Source organism: Microbacterium phyllosphaerae (assembly GCF_050628115.1).
Taxonomy (GTDB): Bacteria; Actinomycetota; Actinomycetes; order Actinomycetales; family Microbacteriaceae; genus Microbacterium; species Microbacterium phyllosphaerae_A.
In genome coordinates this window covers 2547200-2567372 of record NZ_CP192502.1, presented here as the reverse complement: position 1 = coordinate 2567372, position 20173 = coordinate 2547200, and the positions used below count along the sequence as shown (strand labels likewise).

The following is a 20173-nucleotide window of genomic DNA, read 5'->3' as shown; positions in this document are numbered from 1 at the left end:
AGTTTGAATCAGAATCGACACCAGACTCGAAAGCCTGGCATGAAATTGACTAATGATCTTTAAGATCATCTTGTGCAACCGACCGAAGCCGGCTGCAAGATGCTCGCGTCCACTGTGTAGTTCTCAAAGTACGGGCGGTACCCCTTCTCGCAACCCCACACAGGGGAAACAACAAGAGGCCCAGAGGTACGAAAACGATCCGAAGATCGCATCCGGTCCCTCAGGACCCAACAGCGTGCAGACACCGGCCCCCTCACCCAGACCTTTCCAACAACCGAAGTTGCGTACTAGCTCCGAGATCAGATCTCGATGTCATGTCAAATGTTCCACCCATGAGCTCCCAGCGAAGAACGTATGCCTTCGATCTGGGTTCTGGACTCCGAAGAGTCAGATGCTCCTTAGAAAGGAGGTGATCCAGCCGCACCTTCCGGTACGGCTACCTTGTTACGACTTAGTCCTAATTACCGATCCCACCTTCGACGGCTCCCTCCACAAGGGTTAGGCCACCGGCTTCAGGTGTTACCGACTTTCATGACTTGACGGGCGGTGTGTACAAGACCCGGGAACGTATTCACCGCAGCGTTGCTGATCTGCGATTACTAGCGACTCCGACTTCATGAGGTCGAGTTGCAGACCTCAATCCGAACTGGGACCGGCTTTTTGGGATTCGCTCCACCTCGCGGTATTGCAGCCCTTTGTACCGGCCATTGTAGCATGCGTGAAGCCCAAGACATAAGGGGCATGATGATTTGACGTCATCCCCACCTTCCTCCGAGTTGACCCCGGCAGTATCCCATGAGTTCCCACCATTACGTGCTGGCAACATAGAACGAGGGTTGCGCTCGTTGCGGGACTTAACCCAACATCTCACGACACGAGCTGACGACAACCATGCACCACCTGTTTACGAGTGTCCAAAGAGTTGACCATTTCTGGCCCGTTCTCGTATATGTCAAGCCTTGGTAAGGTTCTTCGCGTTGCATCGAATTAATCCGCATGCTCCGCCGCTTGTGCGGGTCCCCGTCAATTCCTTTGAGTTTTAGCCTTGCGGCCGTACTCCCCAGGCGGGGAACTTAATGCGTTAGCTGCGTCACGGAATCCGTGGAATGGACCCCACAACTAGTTCCCAACGTTTACGGGGTGGACTACCAGGGTATCTAAGCCTGTTTGCTCCCCACCCTTTCGCTCCTCAGCGTCAGTTACGGCCCAGAGATCTGCCTTCGCCATCGGTGTTCCTCCTGATATCTGCGCATTCCACCGCTACACCAGGAATTCCAATCTCCCCTACCGCACTCTAGTCTGCCCGTACCCACTGCAGGCCGGAGGTTGAGCCTCCGGATTTCACAGCAGACGCGACAAACCGCCTACGAGCTCTTTACGCCCAATAATTCCGGATAACGCTTGCGCCCTACGTATTACCGCGGCTGCTGGCACGTAGTTAGCCGGCGCTTTTTCTGCAGGTACCGTCACTTTCGCTTCTTCCCTGCTAAAAGAGGTTTACAACCCGAAGGCCGTCATCCCTCACGCGGCGTTGCTGCATCAGGCTTGCGCCCATTGTGCAATATTCCCCACTGCTGCCTCCCGTAGGAGTCTGGGCCGTGTCTCAGTCCCAGTGTGGCCGGTCACCCTCTCAGGCCGGCTACCCGTCGACGCCTTGGTGAGCCATTACCTCACCAACAAGCTGATAGGCCGCGAGCCCATCCCCAACCAATAAATCTTTCCAGTAACTGACCATGCGGTCGCTACTCGTATCCAGTATTAGACGCCGTTTCCAGCGCTTATCCCAGAGTCAGGGGCAGGTTGCTCACGTGTTACTCACCCGTTCGCCACTGATCCACCCAGCAAGCTGGGCTTCACCGTTCGACTTGCATGTGTTAAGCACGCCGCCAGCGTTCATCCTGAGCCAGGATCAAACTCTCCGTAAAAAAGAAATGCATACGACACCGGGAAAACGGTGACGCAGCGAGTTTGATGCTGACCAAAGAGACAAATTCATTGCTGACTTCATCCGAATGCCAACCCCACAAGGAGGTTGGTCTTTGATCCAAAGGAATCTCATCCAGCCGAAGCTGAATCGAGGTTATTTGGCATTTGACAAGTGCACGCTGTTGAGTTCTCAAGGATCGGATGCTCCCACGACCCAGTCATCACAACCAGGCCCGAAGGGCAACTTCTCTATCTTAGCCACCCTGACTCGCTTGTCAAATCAGCGCGCCGTGCAGATCTTGGATCCGCTGCGCAGCTGGTGACAGCCGCAGAAGGGGTGGATCTCCCATCCTAGACGCAGGCGTCTGTTCTCACAAGTGAGTGGGTGGGAGGTGGTTCTCCGCTTGAGGGGGGTGAAGCTCTTGGCTCCTCCGCTTCCCTGTGGGGCGAACAAGTAATAAGTTACGTGGGTTCCGGGGTTCTGGCAAATCGGGGCACCACCCCCGGGCGTGTCGCAGATGCTCCTCGCCGGGAATTCCCCAGTCCAGAGGCCGTTATCTCATCGGATCGGCTTCACGAGTACGATCGCAGCGTGACTCCGCCCTCGATTTCCTCCCCCTCGACAGCCCTGGTGAAGCGGGTGTTCTCCGAGCTCGGCACGACGGACGGCACGGCGGACTTCGACGCTGTGCCCCCGCACCCCGTCCCCCTCCCCTCGCGTCTGTCCACCGCGGATCTCGCGTGGGCGAGCGTGCGCGCTGTCGGCCTGGTGGCCGGCATCCGCGAACTCCCCGACCCGGATCGCATCTCCACCGCCTACAGGAGCGATCGCGTTCTCGAGATCGATGGCAAGGCTCCCGACGTGTGGTCGGCGTACTCGGGGTTCTGGCGCTCGGTAGACGGATGGGTGCGCACTCACGGCAACTACCCGCATCACGCCCGCCGCCTCCTCACCGGGCTCGGACTGGATCTCGGCGCGAGCGGTGACGTGGTGCGTGCAGCCATCCTGGAGTGCACGACCGCCGAGGCGGTCGGACTCATCACGGCCGAGCGTGGACTCGCCGTCCCCGTGCTCCCCGAGGATCTTCACCTCGATGCACGGTGGCGCGCCACTCCCCTGCTCGAGGTCACACGACAGGATGCCGGGGAGCCCCGCACCCGCTCCCGCCGCGGTCCGCTCGCGCAGGACCGTGCTGCACCGCTCGCCGGTATTCGTGTCCTCGACCTCACACGCGTGATCGCAGGTCCCGTGTGCACCCGGACTCTCGCTCTGCTCGGCGCCGACGTGCTCCGAGTGGATCCGACCGACCTCGCAGAGCCCGAGTGGCAGCACCTCGACACCGGCCATGGCAAGCGAACGACGCTGCTCGAGGCGAGAAGCGGGCGCTTCCACGAACTCCTCGCAGCCGCGGATGTCGTCGTGCTCGGATACCGGCCGTCATCACTCGACCGCCTCGGCCTGTCTGCAACCGCACTGACCGAGCAGTATCCGGGGCTGGTGATCGCCCAGCTCAGCGCCTGGGGCATGGACGAGCCGGATCGCGCCGGCTTCGACAGCCTGGTGCAGGCCGCATCAGGGATCTCGCTGATCGAGTCGCCCGACGGCGATCGGCCAGGAGCACTCCCGGCTCAGGCACTCGACCACAGCGCCGGCTACCTGCTCGCCACCGCCGTCATCGCGGTTCTGAAGCGGCGTCGACACGAAGGCGGCAGCTGGACGGTGCGCACCTCACTGCGTCGGGTGGCCGCTGAGCTGCTCGGGATGCCACGCGCCGATGAACCGGAACCGATGCGTGAGTTCGACACCGGCGCTCACTCCACGACTTTCGACGTCGCCGGGCGGAAGGTCACCACGGCGAGTCCCGCGCTTTCCGGGCTCGAGTTCGCGGCTCCGCATCGGTGGGGGTCGGATCAGCCGCGCTGGTGATGCCGGCGGAAGAGCGGCAGGGCGAGGCACAGCGCCAGGGTCAGCGCACCCCACAGTGCGCAGGCCGGCGGGAGCATCCGATAGGCCAGGTGCTGGTACGTGAACTCCTCGGTGAACGGACCGTATGCCAGGTATCCGACGACGGTGGCCGTCACCAGCACCACCGGAAGCGACAACCACCAGGCGATCCGCACCCCCGCAGGCAGCGTTCGAGGCACGTCACGCCGCGGCTCGGCTCGACGCAATCGAAGCAGCGCCCAGATCCCGATGACCACAAGCCCGATCACGCTCGACCCGTGCTGGAGCCATTTGTAGCCGGTCAGAGGTCCCCACATCTCGTCGAGTGCGGGGAACGCGTCGACGCCCCAGCGCCCCTCATGCGTGAAGAGATCCCAGAGGATGTGCGACAGCACACCCAGGATCAGTGAGGCGGCGAGCAGCACCGGGTACAGCGGGCGCTTCGACCCGACGCCCACCGCAGCACGGGCCGCCTGCACTCCCGACCGGGACCACTCGGCAGGAATCCGCGTCGCCAGCCACAGCGGCGCGAGTTCGCCGACGGCCGGACGGAGCACGACCCGCCAGATCACGAACAGCACGAAAGCGACCAGCGCCGTCCACACCACGTTGCCGAACGTGTGCGTGAACGAGTAGTCGAGGCCGACACCGCGCAGGAACAGCGGAAGATCGGGCGTCATCGCGCCGATCGCGATCGCGGCCGGCACCAGCGGAGTTCGGATGAAAGGCAGCGCGACCAGTGCGTGGCTCGGGGTGAACGGCATCCGACTTCTCCTGTCGATCCGGCTGGCGAGAAGCGTGACGGCGGCCGCCTGAGGGCTGTCCAGGCGGCCGTCGTCTCGCGATCAGAGATCGATCGTCAGGCGAGGAAGACTCCCGCAAGGGTCTTCTTGCCGCGGCGAAGCACCGAGACACCTCCGGGAAGGTTCCCCTGCACGGTGGCCGCCTCGTCGTCGACGCGTTCGCCGTCGAGCGACACGCCGCCCTGGCCGATCGCACGGCGAGCCTCGGACAGGCTCGAGACCAGCCCCGTCGCGACGAGCGCGTCGACGACCGACGAACCCGCATCGACCGTGGCGTTCGGGAGCTCTTCCAGCGCGGTGCGCAGCGTCGACGCGTCGAGTGCGTTCAGGTCGCCCTGGCCGAACAGCGCCTCGGATGCTGCGATCACGGCGGCCGTCGCGTCGATGCCGTGCACGGTGGCGACGACCTCGAGCGCCAGACGCTTCTGCGCGGCACGTCGGAACGGCTCGGACTCGACGAGCGTCTCGTACTCCTCGATCTCGGCACGGGTCAGGAACGTGAAGACCTTGAGCCGCTCGATCACGTCGGCATCCGCCGTGCTGAGCCAGAACTGGTACATCCGGTACGGGCTGCACATCTCAGGATCCAGCCAGATCGCATTGCCCTCGCTCTTGCCGAACTTGGTGCCGTCGCTGTTCGTGATCAGCGGCGTGCCGATCGCATGCGCGGCGACGCCCTCGGACCGACGGATGAGGTCGGTGCCGCTGGTGAGGTTGCCCCACTGGTCCGAGCCGCCGGTCTGCAGGACGCAGTCGTACTGGCGGTAGAGCTCGAGGAAGTCCATGCCCTGCAGGATCTGGTAGCTGAACTCCGTGTAGCTGATGCCCTCATCCGAATTCAGCCGCGCGGCGACCGCATCCTTCTTCAGCATCGTGCCGACACGGTAGTGCTTGCCGATCTCGCGCAGGAAGTCGATCGCCGACAGCGGCGCCGTCCAGTCGAGGTTGTTCACGATGCGCGCGGCGTTGTCGCCTTCGAAGCTGAGGTAGCGCTCGACCTGCGTCCGCAGGCGCCCGACCCACTCCTCGACGGTCTCACGCGTGTTGAGCGTGCGCTCGGCGGTGGGCCGCGGATCGCCGATGAGGCCGGTCGAGCCGCCGACCAGGCCGAGCGGCTTGTGCCCGGCGAGCTGGATGCGACGCAGCGTCAGCAGCTGCACCAGGTTGCCGAGGTGCAGGCTGGCAGCAGTCGGGTCGAAACCGCAGTAATACGTGATCGGATCCCCGGCGAGAAGGGCGCGCAGCGCCTCCTGGTCAGTGGACACATGGACGAGGCCGCGCCACAGGAGTTCGTCCCACACGTTCTCGAACGTGGGGTCGATCGCCGGCGGGGCGGTCGTCAGATCGGTATTCGACACGCGCTCCAGGCTATCAGCGGTGGATGCCCGCCATCGCCGCGGCACGGACGGATGCTGCTGTCAGCTGTGGGCTGCCCACCACACCAGGAACGCCGCGCCCAGCCCGATCACCCAGCTCACGAGACTGCCCACCAGGAAGTACTCGGCCCGCGCCCCGGTCTCGCCGTCGCGCGAGATCTCGGGGAATCGCACGATGCCCTTGGCCGCGAGCATCGCCGCGAGGATCGGGTAGGCGGCGGCCAGCGTGAGGATCATCACGAGGATGCGCTCGAGCGGTCCGATCAGGCGCCCACCCTTGAATCCGGCCCGAGGGTCGGATGCCGGAGTGACGGCGGTCACCCCCTCGACAGACGCGCTTTCGACAGTCGCTCCCTCTACCGCCGCGCCTTTGACTGCCGCGTCTTCGACTGGAGGGCCTGCGGCCGGGGCGTCATGGCCCTGTTCGCCAGGGGCGCCGTCCGTGGCAGCAGGGATCGAGACGTCGGCGTCAGACGCGACGAGCCGCAGCTCGGCGGGCCGCCAGGTGTGCTCTCCGTCGAGCGCGGCGCGCACCACGAGGTTCGAGGACTCGAGCAGGAAGACAGCCGCGCCCAGGGTGAGTATCGCGAGATCGAACGGGACGTCTCCGAAGGGCGAACGCAGGGTCCACACCGAACCGATCAGACCGGCATCCGTTCGAGCACCGAGCCACACCACGGCACCGATGCTCAGCACGCCGAGCAGCACGGCGGGCCAGAACCCCAGCGGCGCCGGTCGCTCCGACGGCATGCACCAGACCCACAGCGCACCGACGACCAGACCTGCGAGCATCGGCAGCAGCGCATCGCTCACGCTGCCGAGGAGCAACAGGATGACGGCCACCGCGAGGTAGCCGATCCACCGACGCGGCGCGAACTGCCGCACGAGATCGGCGGCGCCCACCGCCAGCAGCAGGAATCCGGCGACGATCATGCGTTCGATCCTCTCAAGGCCGCCACGCCCTCGATCAGTGCGGCACTCCCCGCGCTCCGCAGCGACTTCGAGACGCTCGGCTGCGAGATGCCCTCCTCGGCCGCCAGCTCATGCTGCGATCTGCCGATCAGGCGCCCGTAGGTGAGGCGGCGCTCTCGCTCGTTCATCGCGCCGACCAGCTCGTCACGGACGAGGAGGTAGGCGTTCGATGCGGCGATCACGCTGTCCATGACCTCATCCTGCCCGGGGGCACCGACAATCCACGTGCGCGTGCGCGGCACGGTTCGACCTTCTCTCGCGTGCACGGTCTCGATCGCGGCACGCGCGGCGTACCAGCCGGGGCCGTCGGCGAGCTCGCCGTGCACGGAGTCGACCGCGCGCACGTCGCCGACGCCGATCCCGAAGCGGAAGGCGATGCCGTCGGGAAGAGCGAGCTGGATCATCACGAGCGACACCATCGCATCTTCGAGTGCGAGGTAGACGCCCTGCTGCTCGTCCCCCACCGTGGGCGTCAGCGGCTGGTGCGCGAGGGGCAGATCACCCTCCACCCGCCTGATGGTGTCGTCGAGGGTGCGCTGCGCCGCCGATCGATCGTGGAGCTTGCGGGAGCCCACGATGTCGGCGAGTACGGCGATGACCATGTGATAACCGTATCACGAATAACTTCCATTTATGCCTTATTTGGCTATAGTCTCGGAACATGCCTGAATCAGACATCATCCCCTGGGCCGAAGGCTCCTGGACCCACGCACCCGCCGCTCTCTCCTCCGCAGAAGACGAGAGTCTCGATGTGACCGCCGTCGAAGGCAGCGATGCCTGGAGGCACACCGCCTACGGCTTCGTGCACGACACCGAGCATGCACTTCTCGCTCCCCTGGCGGTGGGAGACGCGATGGACGTCACCTTCCGCGCGCCGTGGGACGGCCAGTTCGACCAGGCCGGCGTCTTCGTGCGCATCGACGACGAGCACTGGATCAAGGCGGGCATCGAATACGCCGACGAGCACCTCGGCCTCGGAGCCGTCGTCACCGACATCCGCTCCGACTGGTCGGTCGGGTACGTCGACGACTGGCACGGCAGCGAGATCACCGTCCGCGTGAGCCGCTGGCCGGATGCCGTGATCGTGCGCGCGCGTGCGGATGACGGCGAATGGCGCCTCGTCCGGGTCGCTCCGTTCGACGGCGATGTCGCCGCATCCGCCGGTCCTTTCCTCGCCGGGCCCACGCGTTCCGGTCTCGTCGTGCGCTTCACCCGCTGGACGCGCTCGGCCGCCGACGCCGCGCTGCACTGAGCCTCACCAGCGGGCCGCCGGCGGAGAACCGAACGGCCCGTGGAAGCTCTCATCGAGAGCCTCCGCGGGCCGCCTAGGTCGTGCGAGTCGTCGCGCCGTCGGGATGCCGGTTAGAGGCCGAGCGCGTGCGCGGCCGCCTGAGCACGGGCCACGAGCTCTGCGCGCTGCTCCGCCACCCGCACGGGCGCGGTTCCTCCGGCGCCTGTGCGCGAGGCCACCGAACCCTCGATCGTGAGAACCTCACGGACCTCCGGGACCAGGTGCGGCGAGACCGACAGCAGCAGCTCGTCGGAGGCATCCTCGAGGCCGATCCCCTGCTCCTCGCAGGCGCGGACGAGGGCGCCGGAGATCTCGTGCGCATCGCGGAACGGAACGCGCCGCTTGACGAGCCATTCGGCGACGTCTGTCGCCAGCGAGAAGCCCTGGGGCGCGAGCGCCGCCATCCGATCGGTGTCGAATCGCAGCGTCGCGACCATTCCGGCGAACGCGGGGAGCACGACCTCGAGGGTCTGCACGGAGTCGAAGACCGGCTCCTTGTCCTCCTGCAGATCGCGGTTGTACGCGAGCGGGAGGCCCTTGAGCGTAGCCATGAGACCCGACAGGTTTCCGATCAGGCGCCCGGACTTTCCGCGGGCGAGCTCGGCGATGTCGGGGTTCTTCTTCTGCGGCATGATGCTCGACCCGGTCGAGTAGCTGTCGTGCAGCGTCACGAATCCGAACTCACGCGTGTTCCAGAGGATGATCTCCTCGCTCAGACGCGAGATGTCGACGCCGGTCATCGCGGTGATGAAGGCGAACTCCGCCACCACGTCACGTGCGGCCGTGCCGTCGAGCGAGTTCTCGGCCGGACGATCGAGACCGAGCTCGGTCGCGACGAGAGCAGGGTCGAGGCCGAGCGTCGAACCCGCGAGGGCTCCTCCGCCGTACGGCGAGACGCCGGCACGACGACGCCAGTCGACGAGACGCTCGAGCTCGCGTACGAGCGGCCATCCGTGCGCCTGCAGGTGATGGGCGAGCAGCACCGGCTGGGCGTGCTGCAGGTGCGTGCGTCCGGGGAGGATCGCGTCGGGGTGCGTCTCCGCCTGGGCGACGAGCGCGTCGATGACGCGGAGCAGGTCACGGGCGATCACTCGGGCATGATCGATCAGATACATCCGCACGAGCGTGGCGATCTGGTCGTTGCGGCTGCGGCCGGCGCGCAGGCGCCCGCCCAGCTCCGGCCCGAGCTCGACGATGAGCGCCTGCTCGAGAGCGCCGTGCACGTCCTCATCGGACGGGACGGGCTGCAGGGTGCCGTCGGCGACCTTGCGCGCGACGGCGTCCAGGCCCTCGTGCATCCGCGCCGCCTCGTCGGGTTCGAGATACCCGGCCGCCGCGAGCGCGGTCGCGTGGGCGTGGGAGCCGGCGATGTCGTATGGCGCGAGCACCCAGTCGAAGTGCGTCGAACGGCTGAGCTCGACCAGCTCGGGTGAGGGTCCGCTCGCGAAACGAGCTCCCCACAGCGCGCCCTCGTTGGTGCCTTCGTTCTTCGAGTCGACCATCACGCGTCCTTCTTGCCGAGCAGCCAGACGAGCAGCGCCTTCTGCGCGTGCAGACGGTTCTCGGCCTCGTCCCAGACGACGCTCTGCGGGCCGTCGATCACCTCGGAGTCCACCTCGTAGCCGCGGTCGGCGGGCAGGCAGTGGATGAAGATCGCTTCAGAATCGGCGATCTGCATCGTCTCGGGCGTCACCTTGTAGCCGCCGAGATCGCGGATGCGCGCGAGCTTCTCCTCCTCCTTGCCCATCGACACCCAGGTGTCGGTGACCACGACGTCGGCACCGGCCGCCGCCTCGACGGCGTCGGTGTAGAGGGTGATGGACCCACCGGTCTCGGCCGCACGGCGATCGGCAGCCTCGACGACGTCGGCGCGGGGCGCGTAGTCGGCAGGCGACGCGATGCGCACATGCATGCCGGCGGTGACGCCCGCCAGCGCATATGAGTGCGCCATGTTGCTCTGACCGTCGCCGAAGAACGTCAGAGTGAGGCCCTTGAGGTCTCCCTTGTGCTCGCGGATCGTGAGCAGATCGGCGAGCAGCTGACACGGGTGGAAGTCGTCGGAGAGCGCGTTGACGACCGGAACCGTGGTGCCGGCGGCCATCTCCTCGAGACCCGCCTGCGCGTACGTGCGCCACACGATGGCGGCGACCTGGCGCTCGAGCACCCGCGCCGTGTCGGACGGTGTCTCCTTGCCGCCGAGCTGGCTGCTGGCGGTCGAGATGATCAGCGGCGAACCGCCGAGGTCGGCGATGCCCACCGCGAACGAGACGCGGGTGCGGGTCGAGGACTTGTCGAAGATCACAGCGACCGTCTGGGGACCCGCGAGAGCCTTGTTCGCCCAGCGGTCCTTCTTCAGCTCGATGGCGAGATCGAGGATCTCCGCCTGCTCTGCGGGGGTCAGATCGTCGTCACGCAGAAGGTGGCGGGTCATGCGAGGGCCTTTCCGGATTCGGTGAGGGATGCCTGGACATCGGCGAGGGATGCGGCGAAGAGCTCGCGGAACTCGGCGAGCTCGGCGTCTCCGATGGTGAGCGCCGGCGCGATGCGCACGGTCTCGGGGTTCGCGGCGTTCACGATCAGCCCGCGCTCCTGAGCGGCGGCGACCACGTCGATCGCGACGGGGGCGCTGAGCGCCACGCCGATGAGGAGTCCGCGGCCGCGGATGCCGGTGATGAGGGGCGAGTCGAGCCCGGTGATGATCTCACGGAGCTCGTCTCCTCGACGCGCCGCGTTGTCGACGAGGCCCGCTCTCTCGATCTCGGTGAGCACGGCATCGGCCACGGCGGTCGCCAGCGGATTGCCGCCGAACGTCGAGCCGTGCGAGCCCGGGGTGAACAGCGAGCTCGCCGCACCGTAGGTGACGAGCGCACCGATCGGGAAGCCACCGCCGATGCCCTTCGCGAGTGTGATGGCGTCGGGGGTGATGCCCTCGTGGCTGAAGCCGAACCAGGCTCCGGTGCGTCCGGCTCCCGTCTGGATCTCGTCGACGATGAGCAGCGCTCCGTGCTTCAGAGTCAGCGACCGCGCGGCCTGCAAGTAGCCGTCCGGCAGTTCGACGACACCGGCTTCGCCCTGGATGGGCTCCACGATCACGGCCGCGACCCGGTCGTCGATCGCTGCCTCGAGAGCCTCGATCGTCGCCGGGATGTGCTCGACTCCCCCGGGCATGGGCTCGAATGGCGCTCGCATGGCGGCCTTGGCCGTCAGGGCGAGCGATCCCATGGTGCGCCCGTGGAATCCGTTCTCGAGAGCGATGATGCGTGGCTTCTCCGTGCCGCCGTGCAGGCGGGCGAGCTTGAACGCCGCCTCGTTGGCCTCGGCGCCCGAGTTCGAGAAGAACACCCGGCCGTCGATGCCGGCACCGGCGAGGCGCTTCAGCCGTGCGGCGAGCGCGAGCTGCGAAGGCGTCGCGAAGTAGTTCGACACGTGCGCGAGAGTCGCCGCCTGCCGTGAGACGGCTTCGACGAACACCGGATGCGCGTGCCCGAGCGACGTCACCGCGATGCCGGCGAGGAAGTCGAGGTGGCGCTTGCCCTCGGAATCCCAGAGGTACGAGCCCTCGCCGCGCGTGAGCATCGCCAGGCGGGGCCCGGCGTTGAGGACCAGATCGCTCGCTGCGTCATCCTGCCAATTGCTCATGCGTTCGTCCCTGCGCTTCCCATGACCACTTCTGTTCCGATTCCCTTGCTGGTGAAGAGTTCGACGAGCACCGAGTGCGGCACGCGTCCGTCGATGATGGCGGCGGCGTCGACGCCCCCTTGGATCGCATCCAGGCAGGCCTTCATCTTCGGGATCATGCCGGATTCGAGTGTCGGCAGCATCTCGATGAGGGCCTCCGAGGTGAGGTGCGAGACGAGCGAGTCGCGGTTGGGCCAATCGGCGTAGAGCCCGGGGACATCCGTGAGGATGACGAGCTTGCGCGCGTTGAGCGCCACGGCGAGGGCTGCAGCCGCAGCATCCGCATTCACGTTGAGCGACTGACCGGGGTGGTCGAGGTCGGGCGCGATGCTGGAGACCACCGGCACACGCCCGGCCGCGAGATGGTCGAGCACGGGCGTCGGATCTACCTCGACGACGTCGCCGACGCGTCCGAGATCGATCTCCTCGCCGTCGATGACGACGCCGCGGCGTCGTCCGCCGAAGAGCCCTGCGTCCTCACCGCTGAGCCCGGTCGCGATCGGACCGTGCGAGTTGATCTTGGAGACGAGCTGCGGGTTCACCTGACCGGTGAGCACCATGCGCACGACGCTGATGGCCTCGGTGTTGGTGACGCGGTAGCCGCCCTTGAACTCGCTCGGGATTTCGAGCCGCTGCAGCATGTCGGAGATCTGCGGCCCGCCCCCGTGCACGACGACCGGCAGCACACCGACGTAGCGCAGGTAGGCGATGTCCTGTGCGAAGGCCTCCTGCAGCGCGTCGGAGACCATGGCGTTGCCGCCGTACTTGACGACGACGATCTGGTCGCGGAACTTCTTCAGCCACGGGAGCGACTCGATGAGCGTCGCGGCCTTGACGGCGGCGACGTCCGGTGTGGTGTCCTGGATGTCGGTCATGAGGCGTAGGCGCTGTTCTCGTGCACGTAGTCGTGGGTGAGGTCGTTCGTGAGGATCGTGGCCGTCGCCTCGCCGACCTTGAGGTCGATCACGAGGTGCGTCGCCCGGGGGGTCAGGTCGACCTCTTCACGTGGCCGGTCGGGGCCGCCCGCGCTGCAGACGCGCACGCCGTTCATCCAGACGTCGACGTCATACGGGTCGAACTGCGCGCTCGTGGTGCCGATCGCGGCGAGCACCCGACCCCAGTTGGGGTCGTTGCCGAAGATCGCCGCTTTGAAGAGGTTGTTGCGCGCGACCGAGCGTCCGACCTCGACCGCTTCACCCTCGGAGACCGCGTGCTGCACCTCGATGGTGATGTCGTGGCTCGCACCCTCGGCATCGCCCTGCAGCTTGACCGCGAGCTGCTGGCAGAGTTCGGCGAGCGCCGCCGAGAAGTCGTCGAGGTCAGGGGTGACGCCGGATGCGCCGTTCGCGAGCAGAGTGACCTGGTCGTTCGTCGACATGCAGCCGTCGGAGTCGAGGCGGTCGAACGTGGTTCCGGTCGCGGCACGCAGCGCGGCATCGGCCTGGAGCGGCTCGAGCACGGCATCCGTCGTGATGACGACGAGCATCGTCGCGAGCCCCGGCGCGAGCATGCCCGCGCCCTTCGCCATGCCTCCGATGGTCCAGCCGTCGCGGGTGACGACAGCGGTCTTCGACACACTGTCGGTGGTCATGATGGCCTCGGCGGCGACGCCTCCCCCATCGGTCGAGAGCGCAGCGATGGCCTGCTCGGTGCCCGAGAGCACCTTGGCGCGGAAGACCTCGTCGCCGACGCCGATGAGACCGGTCGAGCAGACGAGCACGTCGCCGGCGCTGATGCCGAGGAGTTCGGCCGCCTTCTCGGCGGTCTGGTGCGTGGTCTGGAAGCCGAAGCTGCCGGTGAAGCAGTTCGCTCCCCCCGAGTTCAGCACGACCGCCTCGACCACGCGGTCGGCGACGGCCTGCTGCGACCAGATGATCGGGTTGGCCTTGGCACGGTTGCTCGTGAAGACCGCGGCACCGACCTTGCGCGGGCCACGGTTGACGACCACGGCGACGTCGGGCTTGCCGGTCGACTTGAGACCGGCGGCGACTCCTGCCGCCTCGAATCCTGCGGGGGCGGTGACGCTCACGGCGCGACTCCGTTCACTGAGAGGGCGCGGGACTCGGGCAGCCCCAGCGCGAGGTTCATGGACTGGATGGCAGCGCCTGCGGTGCCCTTGACGAGGTTGTCGACCGCGGTGACCACGGTCACTCTGTTCGCCGCGCGATCGATGGCGAGACCGATCAGGGCGGTGTTCGCACCGAGGACATCCGCCGTGCGCGGGAACTGACCGGCCGGCAGCAGCTGCACGAAGGTCTCGTCACCGTATGCGTCTTCCCAGGCCGCCCGGATCTCGGCATCGCTGACGCCATCGACGATGGGAGCCGTCGACGTGGCGAGGATCCCCCGCGACATCGGCACGAGCACGGGCGTGAAGGAGATGCGGATGCGGTCGGGAGCGGCCCCGGAGGCTGCGGCGAGCGCCTGGCGGATCTCGGGGATGTGCCGATGGGTGCCGCCGACCGCGTAGGGGTTGGCGCTGCCCAGGATCTCGCTGGCGAGCAGGTTGGTCTTGAGGCTCTTGCCGGCACCGGAGGGGCCGACCGCGAGCACCGAGACGATGTCATTCGCATCGATCACACCGCCCGCGACTCCCGGCGCCAGGCTGAGGCTCACGGTCGAGGCGTTGCAGCCGGGGGCAGCGATCCGTGTCGCGCCCCGCAGCGTCTCCCGCTGCTTGACGCCGCCGACCAGCAGCTCGGGCACGCCGTACGCCCAGGGCTCGTGGAACTCGCCCCCGTAGAACGCGTCCCATGAGTCCTGCGAAGTGAGTCGGTGGTCGGCTCCTGCATCGATGACGAGAGGCGTGTCGCCGAGCGCATCCGTGTACTGGCCGGACTGACCGTGCGGGAGGGCGAGGAAGACGATGTCGTGGCCTGCGAGGATCTCGGGGGTCGTTTCCTGCAGCGTGAGGTGGGCGAGGGAACGCAGATGCGGCTGGTGCTGCACCAGCGGCTGGCCTGCATTCGAGTGCGCCGTGACGGTGCGGATATCGATGTCGGGATGCGACGCGAGGAGGCGCAGGATCTCGCCGCCCGCGTAGCCGGATGCGCCGGAGACGGCGACGGAGTACGTCATGCTTCTACCTTAACGGTCAGGCCCGTGTAGAACTCGGGGCGCAGTGTCGGGAACCGGGGCGGCGACACCGGCACTCGACCGCCGTGCGTGAGCAGGCAGAAGCGCAGGGTCGCCTAGAGTCGGCGGCCGCTGCGGCGTCGGCGCACGGCGATGACGCTCGGAGCGAGCGTCAGAGTTGCGGTGGCGGCCGAAGGCATGCCGCGACGATAGCGCGCTCGTCGCGGCATGCGCAAATCCGCTCCGTCACGCAGAGCCGTCAGAGGCGAACGGTGCGGCGAAGAAGGCGAGCTCGTGGGCGCTCGACACCTCGAAGGCGCGGAGCATCCGATCCCGCGTGGCCGGGGCGGCGGTCGCCGCTGTCGCCGAGACCAGAGCGATCGCCTGCTCCGTGGCATCCTCGAACGCCGGGTCAGCGTAGGTAGAGAGCCAGGAGGCATACGGATGCCGCGGATCCTGCGCGTACTCGCCGAACTCCCCCGCGTGGAGGCGCTGCCCGAGGTCGGTGTAGAGCCAGAAGCACGGCAGCAACGCGGCGACGAGCTCGGCATAGTCGCCGCCGAACGCCACGGACCGCAGGTGGTCGAGATAGGCCACGGTCGCAGGAGCAGGAGCGACCGAGAACATCGCCGCATCCACTCCCTCACCCGGAGTCAGCCACGATGCGTGCAGCTCGAGCTCGCCGATGATCGCCCCCTCGGCGGAGCGCGCCCAGAACGCCTGCTCGTGCGGAGTGGGAGCGAGGCGTGAGGCTTCGGCGAGCACGCGGGCGTACTCGCGGAGGTAGACCGCGTCCTGCGCGAGGTAGAACAGGAACGGCTCCCGAGCGAGAGTGCCGTCGGCCAGTCCGCGGATGAAGGGGAGTTCGTCGATCCCCGCCCTCACGTCGGCTGTGCGCGCCCACCACGCGGCCCGGATCTGCTCCGGCGTCGGTCGCGTGTCGAGCCCGCCGCGCTCCCACAGTCCGGCGAAGTGGCTGACCGGTCCGTGACCGCGCCCGACGTGCAGCGTCTCGCTCTCGCGCAGCGCCTCACGCAGCCACGCCCGGGTCGAGGCGACGGCGTCGACGGCCGACTCGCCGCGAGCCAGACGGGTGGCCAGCGCAGACGAGAGCGAGCAGCCCGTGCCGTGCGTGTTCGCGGTGCGGATACGAGTGCCCGGGTACTCCCGACGCACTCCCCCGACAGCGTCCACCAACGCATCGGGCACACCGTCTCCGGCGAGATGCCCGCCCTTGACGAGCACCGCCGCCCCGATCGCCGTCGACAGATCCTCTGCTGCGGCGAGCGCGTCGTCCCATCCCGAGATCGTCCGCCCGACCAGCACGGCGAGCTCGCCGAGGTTGGGGGTCACGACGTGCGCACGCCGGAGGAGCTCTCGAAGTGCCGCCTCGGCATCCTGATCGAGCAGCCTGTCGCCGCTGGTGGCGACCATCACCGGATCGAGCACGACGATGGGCGGCCGAACGGCATCGAGCCAGTCGGCGACCGTGCGGATGACGTCGGCGTTCGCGAGCATCCCGATCTTGACCGCGTCGATGACGATGTCGTCGGAGATCGCCGCGAGCTGCTCGCGCAGGAAGGCCGCAGGAGGTACATGCACGCCACGCACGCCGGTGGTGTTCTGAGCGGTCAGCGCGGTGAGCGCCGCCATGCCGTACCCGCCGTTCGCGGCGATCGACTTGAGGTCGGCCTGGATCCCCGCTCCACCGGACGGGTCGCTCCCGGCGATGCTGAGCACACGCGGCGTGCCGGCCGCGCGCCAACGACGCACGAACGTCGCTGCGGTCTCGGCCGGCTCGGCAGCCGCGCACAGCGCCGAGACCACGGCGAGGCCGGCCGCCCCCGCAGTCCGCAGCCGCTCGGTGTCGTCGATCGCCACGCCTCCGATCGCCACGCACGGGAGCACGGTCGTCTCGACGAGAGCTCGAAAGCCCTCGACGCCGAGGGCCGGCGGATGGTCGGGCTTGGTGCTGGTGGGGCGGATGACGCCGACGCCCAGGTAGTCGACCGTGCCGGGCGGCAGGGCGCGCGCAGCCTCGAAGTGCTCCCGGCTGTTCGCCGTGAGGCCGATCAGCGCCTCGGCGCCCAGAGCTTCTCGCGCACGCAGCACCGACGCATCCCCCTGCCCGAGATGCACGCCGTCGACCCGCGCGCCCAGCTCACGCGCGGCGAGGGCAGCGTCCAGCCGGTCGTTCACGACCAGCAGTGCTCGACCCTCGATCACTTGGGAGAGCTCGACGAGCTGCGCCGTGGTCTCGGCATCCGTCGCCGTCTTGTCCCGCAGCTGCACGATCCGGACACCCCCGTCGACGGCACGGCGGACGGTCTCGACGACACCGCGTTCCCCGCAGAGATCCGGGTCGGTGACCAGATACAGCGAGAGGTCCGCGATCACAGCGCACGCTCCTCGACGCGTGCCGCAGCGGCGATGTCCTGCGGCCCCACCGCGGCGAGCGCGTCGAGGAGCTCGACCGCGAAGCTGCCGGGACCGGATGCCCGTGCGGCGGCGCGCTCTGCGGCGATCGTGTACACCAGGCTCGCCGACCCGACGGCGGTCAGCGGATCGATCCCGGCCGTGCGAGCGGCCCCCAGGAAGGCGGCCATCACGGCGCCCAGCGCGCACCCGCCACCGGTGACTCTGGTGAGCAGCTCGTCGCCGTTCGCGATCCGTATGACGCGCCGCCCGTCGGTGATCAGATCGACTGGGCCCGAGACGGCGACGACCGAGCCGTGACGGGAGGCGAGTGCGAGGGCGGCGTCGGACGCGGCATCCGTAGTGTCGGTGGCATCGACCCCGCGCCCTCCGGCGGTGAGCCCTGCGAGTGCGAGGATCTCGGAGGCGTTCCCGCGGATCGCCGTGGGGCGCGAGGCGACGAGGTCGTGCGCGAGCGCCGTGCGCACCGGCAGCGAACCTATCGCGACCGGATCGAGCACCCAGGGAGTGCCCGCGGCGGCGGCACCGGCGACGGCTTCGAGACCCGCGGCGCGCTGTTCGGGGGTCGGAGTCCCGAGGTTGATGAGCACTCCGGACGCGACGCCCGCGAAGAGACCCGCCTCGTCGACGATGTCGACCATCGCGGGTGCTGCCCCGAGAGCCAGCAGCACGTTCGCCGTGAAGCCCGTGACGACGGTGTTGGTGATGCAGTGGGTCAGCGGTGGTGACTCACGGAGCGCGGACAGCAGCTCGGCGGCTGAGGCCGCCAGGGTCGATTCGGATTCTGGACGCAGACGATCGCTCAATGCGACATCCCTTCGCTAGTACGAACTAGATCAGGTTCGACGGGTCTGTTCTCAGCCGCGGATGCGGCACCCCGTGTCACTGCTCGCAGTCTAGCGACGACCGACGATCACCCTCGCCGCTGCAGCAGCTCCAGCTCGTCGTCCCGCGTGAGGCCGGCGCGCCTGTCACGGTCGATCCCTCGCTCCTGCTCGTCGGCGATGACGGCCGCGACGGTCTCGTCGAGCGGTCGGAGGGTGCCGCCCGCGGCGTGGTACCGGGCGTTGGTGCGGGTCATGAAGCCGGTCATCTCGGCGGGCAGCCAGAGAGGCAGCGAGCGCTCCCCCGCCCAGTACCCGACGCCGTTCGCGACCAGCCACTCATCATCAGCCGTCACCGTGTCGCCCCCGTGTGCGGCACTCCGTCGAACGGTCGCGAGCACCTCGGCGAGCGGATGCCGGTCGCCGATCGCGTTGATCACGCCGGTGGCATGCGTCGTGGCCACGAACTCCGAAAGGTCGTCGACATCGATCACCTGCGCACTGCGCCCCTCGGCACTCGGCAGCAGAACGGGCCCGTCGACCGCGCGCAGGAACGCCGCGGCCCAGTAACCGAAGCGATCGCTCGGGTCGCCCTCGCCGACGATCAGCCCGGGGCGCACGATCAGCGCTCGCTCGCCGAGCGCACGCACGGCGTTCTCGGCCGCGACCTTCTGCGCGGCGTACTCGTATTCATCACTCGGCTCCGCCGGAGCATGCACGGGCGCCGTCTCATCGGCACCCACCGTCACATCGTCGGAGTACACCGACATCGACGAGACATACGTCCAGCGGGCGGCCCTCTCCCCGAGCGCGGCCACCGCCGCCTCGACGTGGGCCGCATTCGACGAGATGTCGATCACGTGGTCCCAATCGCGACCCGACACGGCGTCATAGGCCGCGGGATCATCCCGGTCAGCCAGCACGAGGCTCGCTCCCTCAGGGGACGGGCGCCCTCCCCGTGCGAGGCACATCACGGTCGCCCCGTTCACCAGCATCCGTCGGGCGATCCGGCCCGACAGCCAGCCCGTTCCGCCGAGGATCAGTACGTCTGTCATGAGCCCATGCCATCAGCAACCGTCCCCGAGGGGAAGGGTCTTCCGCTCAGGGCGGATGCCGTGCTCAGGACCTGCGCAGCTCGCCCAGCCCGGTCAGCTCAGGAACCGTCCACGAGGAGTCCGGGCGCCACTCCCGCCACTCCCGATCGAACGGCCACTCGCCCGCGTGGAACGACTCGATCGCGGCGTCGGCGTGTCGCTCGATCTGCGCGGCCTGCTCGCGCGTGAGGCGCCCCTGTGCGATCGCGGCGACCAGCTCGTCCTCATCCTTGAGGCTCACCCGGCCGTCCTGTTCGATCTCGACGTCGAGGATGTGGTCCGACGAGTAGGTGTCGCGGTCGGTGCGCAGATGAGCGTTCTCGAGGTTCACGTACCATCCGGCGAACTGCCAGTCCGATCCGCTCACATCGCTCCAGAACAACCACACCGACCATGCGGCGCCAGCCGGAGCGATGCGCAGGATGCCATTGCCCCACCACTCCTCGACGATCCGGGTGCGTGGATCGAGCCAGCGACGCTCCAGCGGGACCGCGCGTATCCGCTCGCCCTCGGGCGTCCCCTGCCCCTCTTGGAGGGTTCCCGGCGCGAGCCAGGCCACGAGACCCCGCTCGTCGTCGCGCACGACGCGCATGGGCGTGATGGTCGACGGGTCACCCGGCTGCCAGCCCGGCTTGCGGTAGTGCCAGTCGATCTGATCGCCCGGCTGCAGGAAGGGCCCCTCGCCCATCGCCCGGACCCCGTCCGGCACCGCCGCGGGGGTGCTGTGAGGAAGGATGCTCATCACGACACGGT

The 20173-nt window shown here is 67.9% G+C and carries 16 protein-coding genes, 1 rRNA gene and 1 riboswitch; of the genes, 2 read left to right on the top strand and 15 right to left on the bottom strand.

Annotation, left to right across the window (positions count from 1 at the left end; all coding sequences use genetic code 11):
* Positions 1-402: 402 nt before the first annotated feature.
* Positions 403-1925: ribosomal RNA gene (locus tag ACQ4LY_RS12135) — 16S ribosomal RNA — on the bottom strand.
* Between the two features lie 593 nt (positions 1926-2518).
* Between ACQ4LY_RS12135 and ACQ4LY_RS12130 the strand changes: the two genes are divergently transcribed.
* The gene (locus ACQ4LY_RS12130; RefSeq protein WP_431071830.1) at positions 2519-3853 is read left to right on the top strand and encodes a CoA transferase; all 1335 of its coding nucleotides are present in this window, start codon (positions 2519-2521) and stop codon (positions 3851-3853) included.
* Here the strand turns inward: ACQ4LY_RS12130 and ACQ4LY_RS12125 are convergent.
* The 4 genes from ACQ4LY_RS12125 to ACQ4LY_RS12110 all read right to left on the bottom strand — a co-directional run bounded on the left by ACQ4LY_RS12125 (position 3838) and on the right by ACQ4LY_RS12110 (position 7624).
* Positions 3838-4635 carry a DUF4184 family protein gene (locus tag ACQ4LY_RS12125; RefSeq protein WP_431071828.1) on the bottom strand — a complete coding sequence of 266 codons (798 nt, stop codon included), beginning with the start codon at positions 4633-4635 and terminating at the stop codon, positions 3838-3840. The two genes, ACQ4LY_RS12130 and ACQ4LY_RS12125, sit on opposite strands and share 16 nt — an antisense overlap.
* A gap of 95 nt (positions 4636-4730) precedes the next feature.
* Entirely contained in the window at positions 4731-6032 is a 1302-nt protein-coding gene (tyrS, locus tag ACQ4LY_RS12120) for a tyrosine--tRNA ligase (RefSeq protein WP_431071826.1), read from the bottom strand.
* Between the two features lie 60 nt (positions 6033-6092).
* A complete protein-coding gene (locus ACQ4LY_RS12115) occupies positions 6093-6983 on the bottom strand; it encodes a hypothetical protein (protein ID WP_431071824.1) in 891 nt (296 codons plus the stop codon).
* On the bottom strand, positions 6980-7624 hold the full coding sequence (locus ACQ4LY_RS12110; RefSeq protein ID WP_431071822.1) for a SatD family protein: 645 nt from the start codon (positions 7622-7624) through the stop codon (positions 6980-6982). Before ACQ4LY_RS12110 ends, ACQ4LY_RS12115 begins: the two co-directional genes overlap by 4 nt.
* Positions 7625-7683: 59 nt before the next feature.
* On the opposite strand from ACQ4LY_RS12110, the gene ACQ4LY_RS12105 reads away from it, so the two are divergent.
* Positions 7684-8274, top strand: a complete 591-nt coding sequence (locus ACQ4LY_RS12105; protein ID WP_431071820.1) for a DUF1349 domain-containing protein — start codon at positions 7684-7686, stop codon at positions 8272-8274.
* A gap of 110 nt (positions 8275-8384) precedes the next feature.
* Here the strand turns inward: ACQ4LY_RS12105 and argH are convergent, their stop codons facing one another.
* The 10 genes from argH to ACQ4LY_RS12055 form a co-directional block, all read right to left on the bottom strand.
* Positions 8385-9815 (bottom strand): argininosuccinate lyase, encoded by a 1431-nt coding sequence (gene argH / locus ACQ4LY_RS12100; protein WP_431071818.1) that lies wholly within the window; start codon positions 9813-9815, stop codon positions 8385-8387.
* Positions 9815-10744, bottom strand: a complete 930-nt coding sequence (argF, locus tag ACQ4LY_RS12095; protein ID WP_056312147.1) for an ornithine carbamoyltransferase — start codon at positions 10742-10744, stop codon at positions 9815-9817. The genes argH and argF overlap by 1 nt, the downstream gene beginning before the upstream one ends.
* The gene (locus ACQ4LY_RS12090; protein WP_431071815.1) at positions 10741-11952 is read right to left on the bottom strand and encodes an acetylornithine transaminase; all 1212 of its coding nucleotides are present in this window, start codon (positions 11950-11952) and stop codon (positions 10741-10743) included. The genes argF and ACQ4LY_RS12090 overlap by 4 nt, the downstream gene beginning before the upstream one ends.
* The gene (gene argB, locus ACQ4LY_RS12085) at positions 11949-12866 is read right to left on the bottom strand and encodes an acetylglutamate kinase (protein WP_431071813.1); all 918 of its coding nucleotides are present in this window, start codon (positions 12864-12866) and stop codon (positions 11949-11951) included. Before argB ends, ACQ4LY_RS12090 begins: the two co-directional genes overlap by 4 nt.
* Positions 12863-14020, bottom strand: a complete 1158-nt coding sequence (gene argJ / locus ACQ4LY_RS12080; RefSeq protein ID WP_431071811.1) for a bifunctional glutamate N-acetyltransferase/amino-acid acetyltransferase ArgJ — start codon at positions 14018-14020, stop codon at positions 12863-12865. The genes argB and argJ overlap by 4 nt, the downstream gene beginning before the upstream one ends.
* Positions 14017-15069 (bottom strand): N-acetyl-gamma-glutamyl-phosphate reductase, encoded by a 1053-nt coding sequence (gene argC / locus ACQ4LY_RS12075; RefSeq protein ID WP_431071809.1) that lies wholly within the window; start codon positions 15067-15069, stop codon positions 14017-14019. The genes argJ and argC overlap by 4 nt, the downstream gene beginning before the upstream one ends.
* Before the next feature lie 243 nt (positions 15070-15312).
* The gene (locus ACQ4LY_RS12070; RefSeq protein ID WP_431071807.1) at positions 15313-17463 is read right to left on the bottom strand and encodes a bifunctional hydroxymethylpyrimidine kinase/phosphomethylpyrimidine kinase; all 2151 of its coding nucleotides are present in this window, start codon (positions 17461-17463) and stop codon (positions 15313-15315) included.
* A complete protein-coding gene (thiM, locus tag ACQ4LY_RS12065; RefSeq protein WP_431071805.1) occupies positions 17460-18308 on the bottom strand; it encodes a hydroxyethylthiazole kinase in 849 nt (282 codons plus the stop codon). The genes ACQ4LY_RS12070 and thiM overlap by 4 nt, the downstream gene beginning before the upstream one ends.
* A riboswitch (TPP riboswitch) is annotated at positions 18299-18392 on the bottom strand. (Overlaps the previous gene by 10 nt.)
* Positions 18393-18415: 23 nt before the next feature.
* On the bottom strand, positions 18416-19381 hold the full coding sequence (locus ACQ4LY_RS12060; RefSeq protein ID WP_431071803.1) for an NAD-dependent epimerase/dehydratase family protein: 966 nt from the start codon (positions 19379-19381) through the stop codon (positions 18416-18418).
* 64 nt (positions 19382-19445) lie between these two features.
* A complete protein-coding gene (locus tag ACQ4LY_RS12055; protein ID WP_431071801.1) occupies positions 19446-20162 on the bottom strand; it encodes a DUF402 domain-containing protein in 717 nt (238 codons plus the stop codon).
* Positions 20163-20173 lie beyond the last annotated feature (11 nt).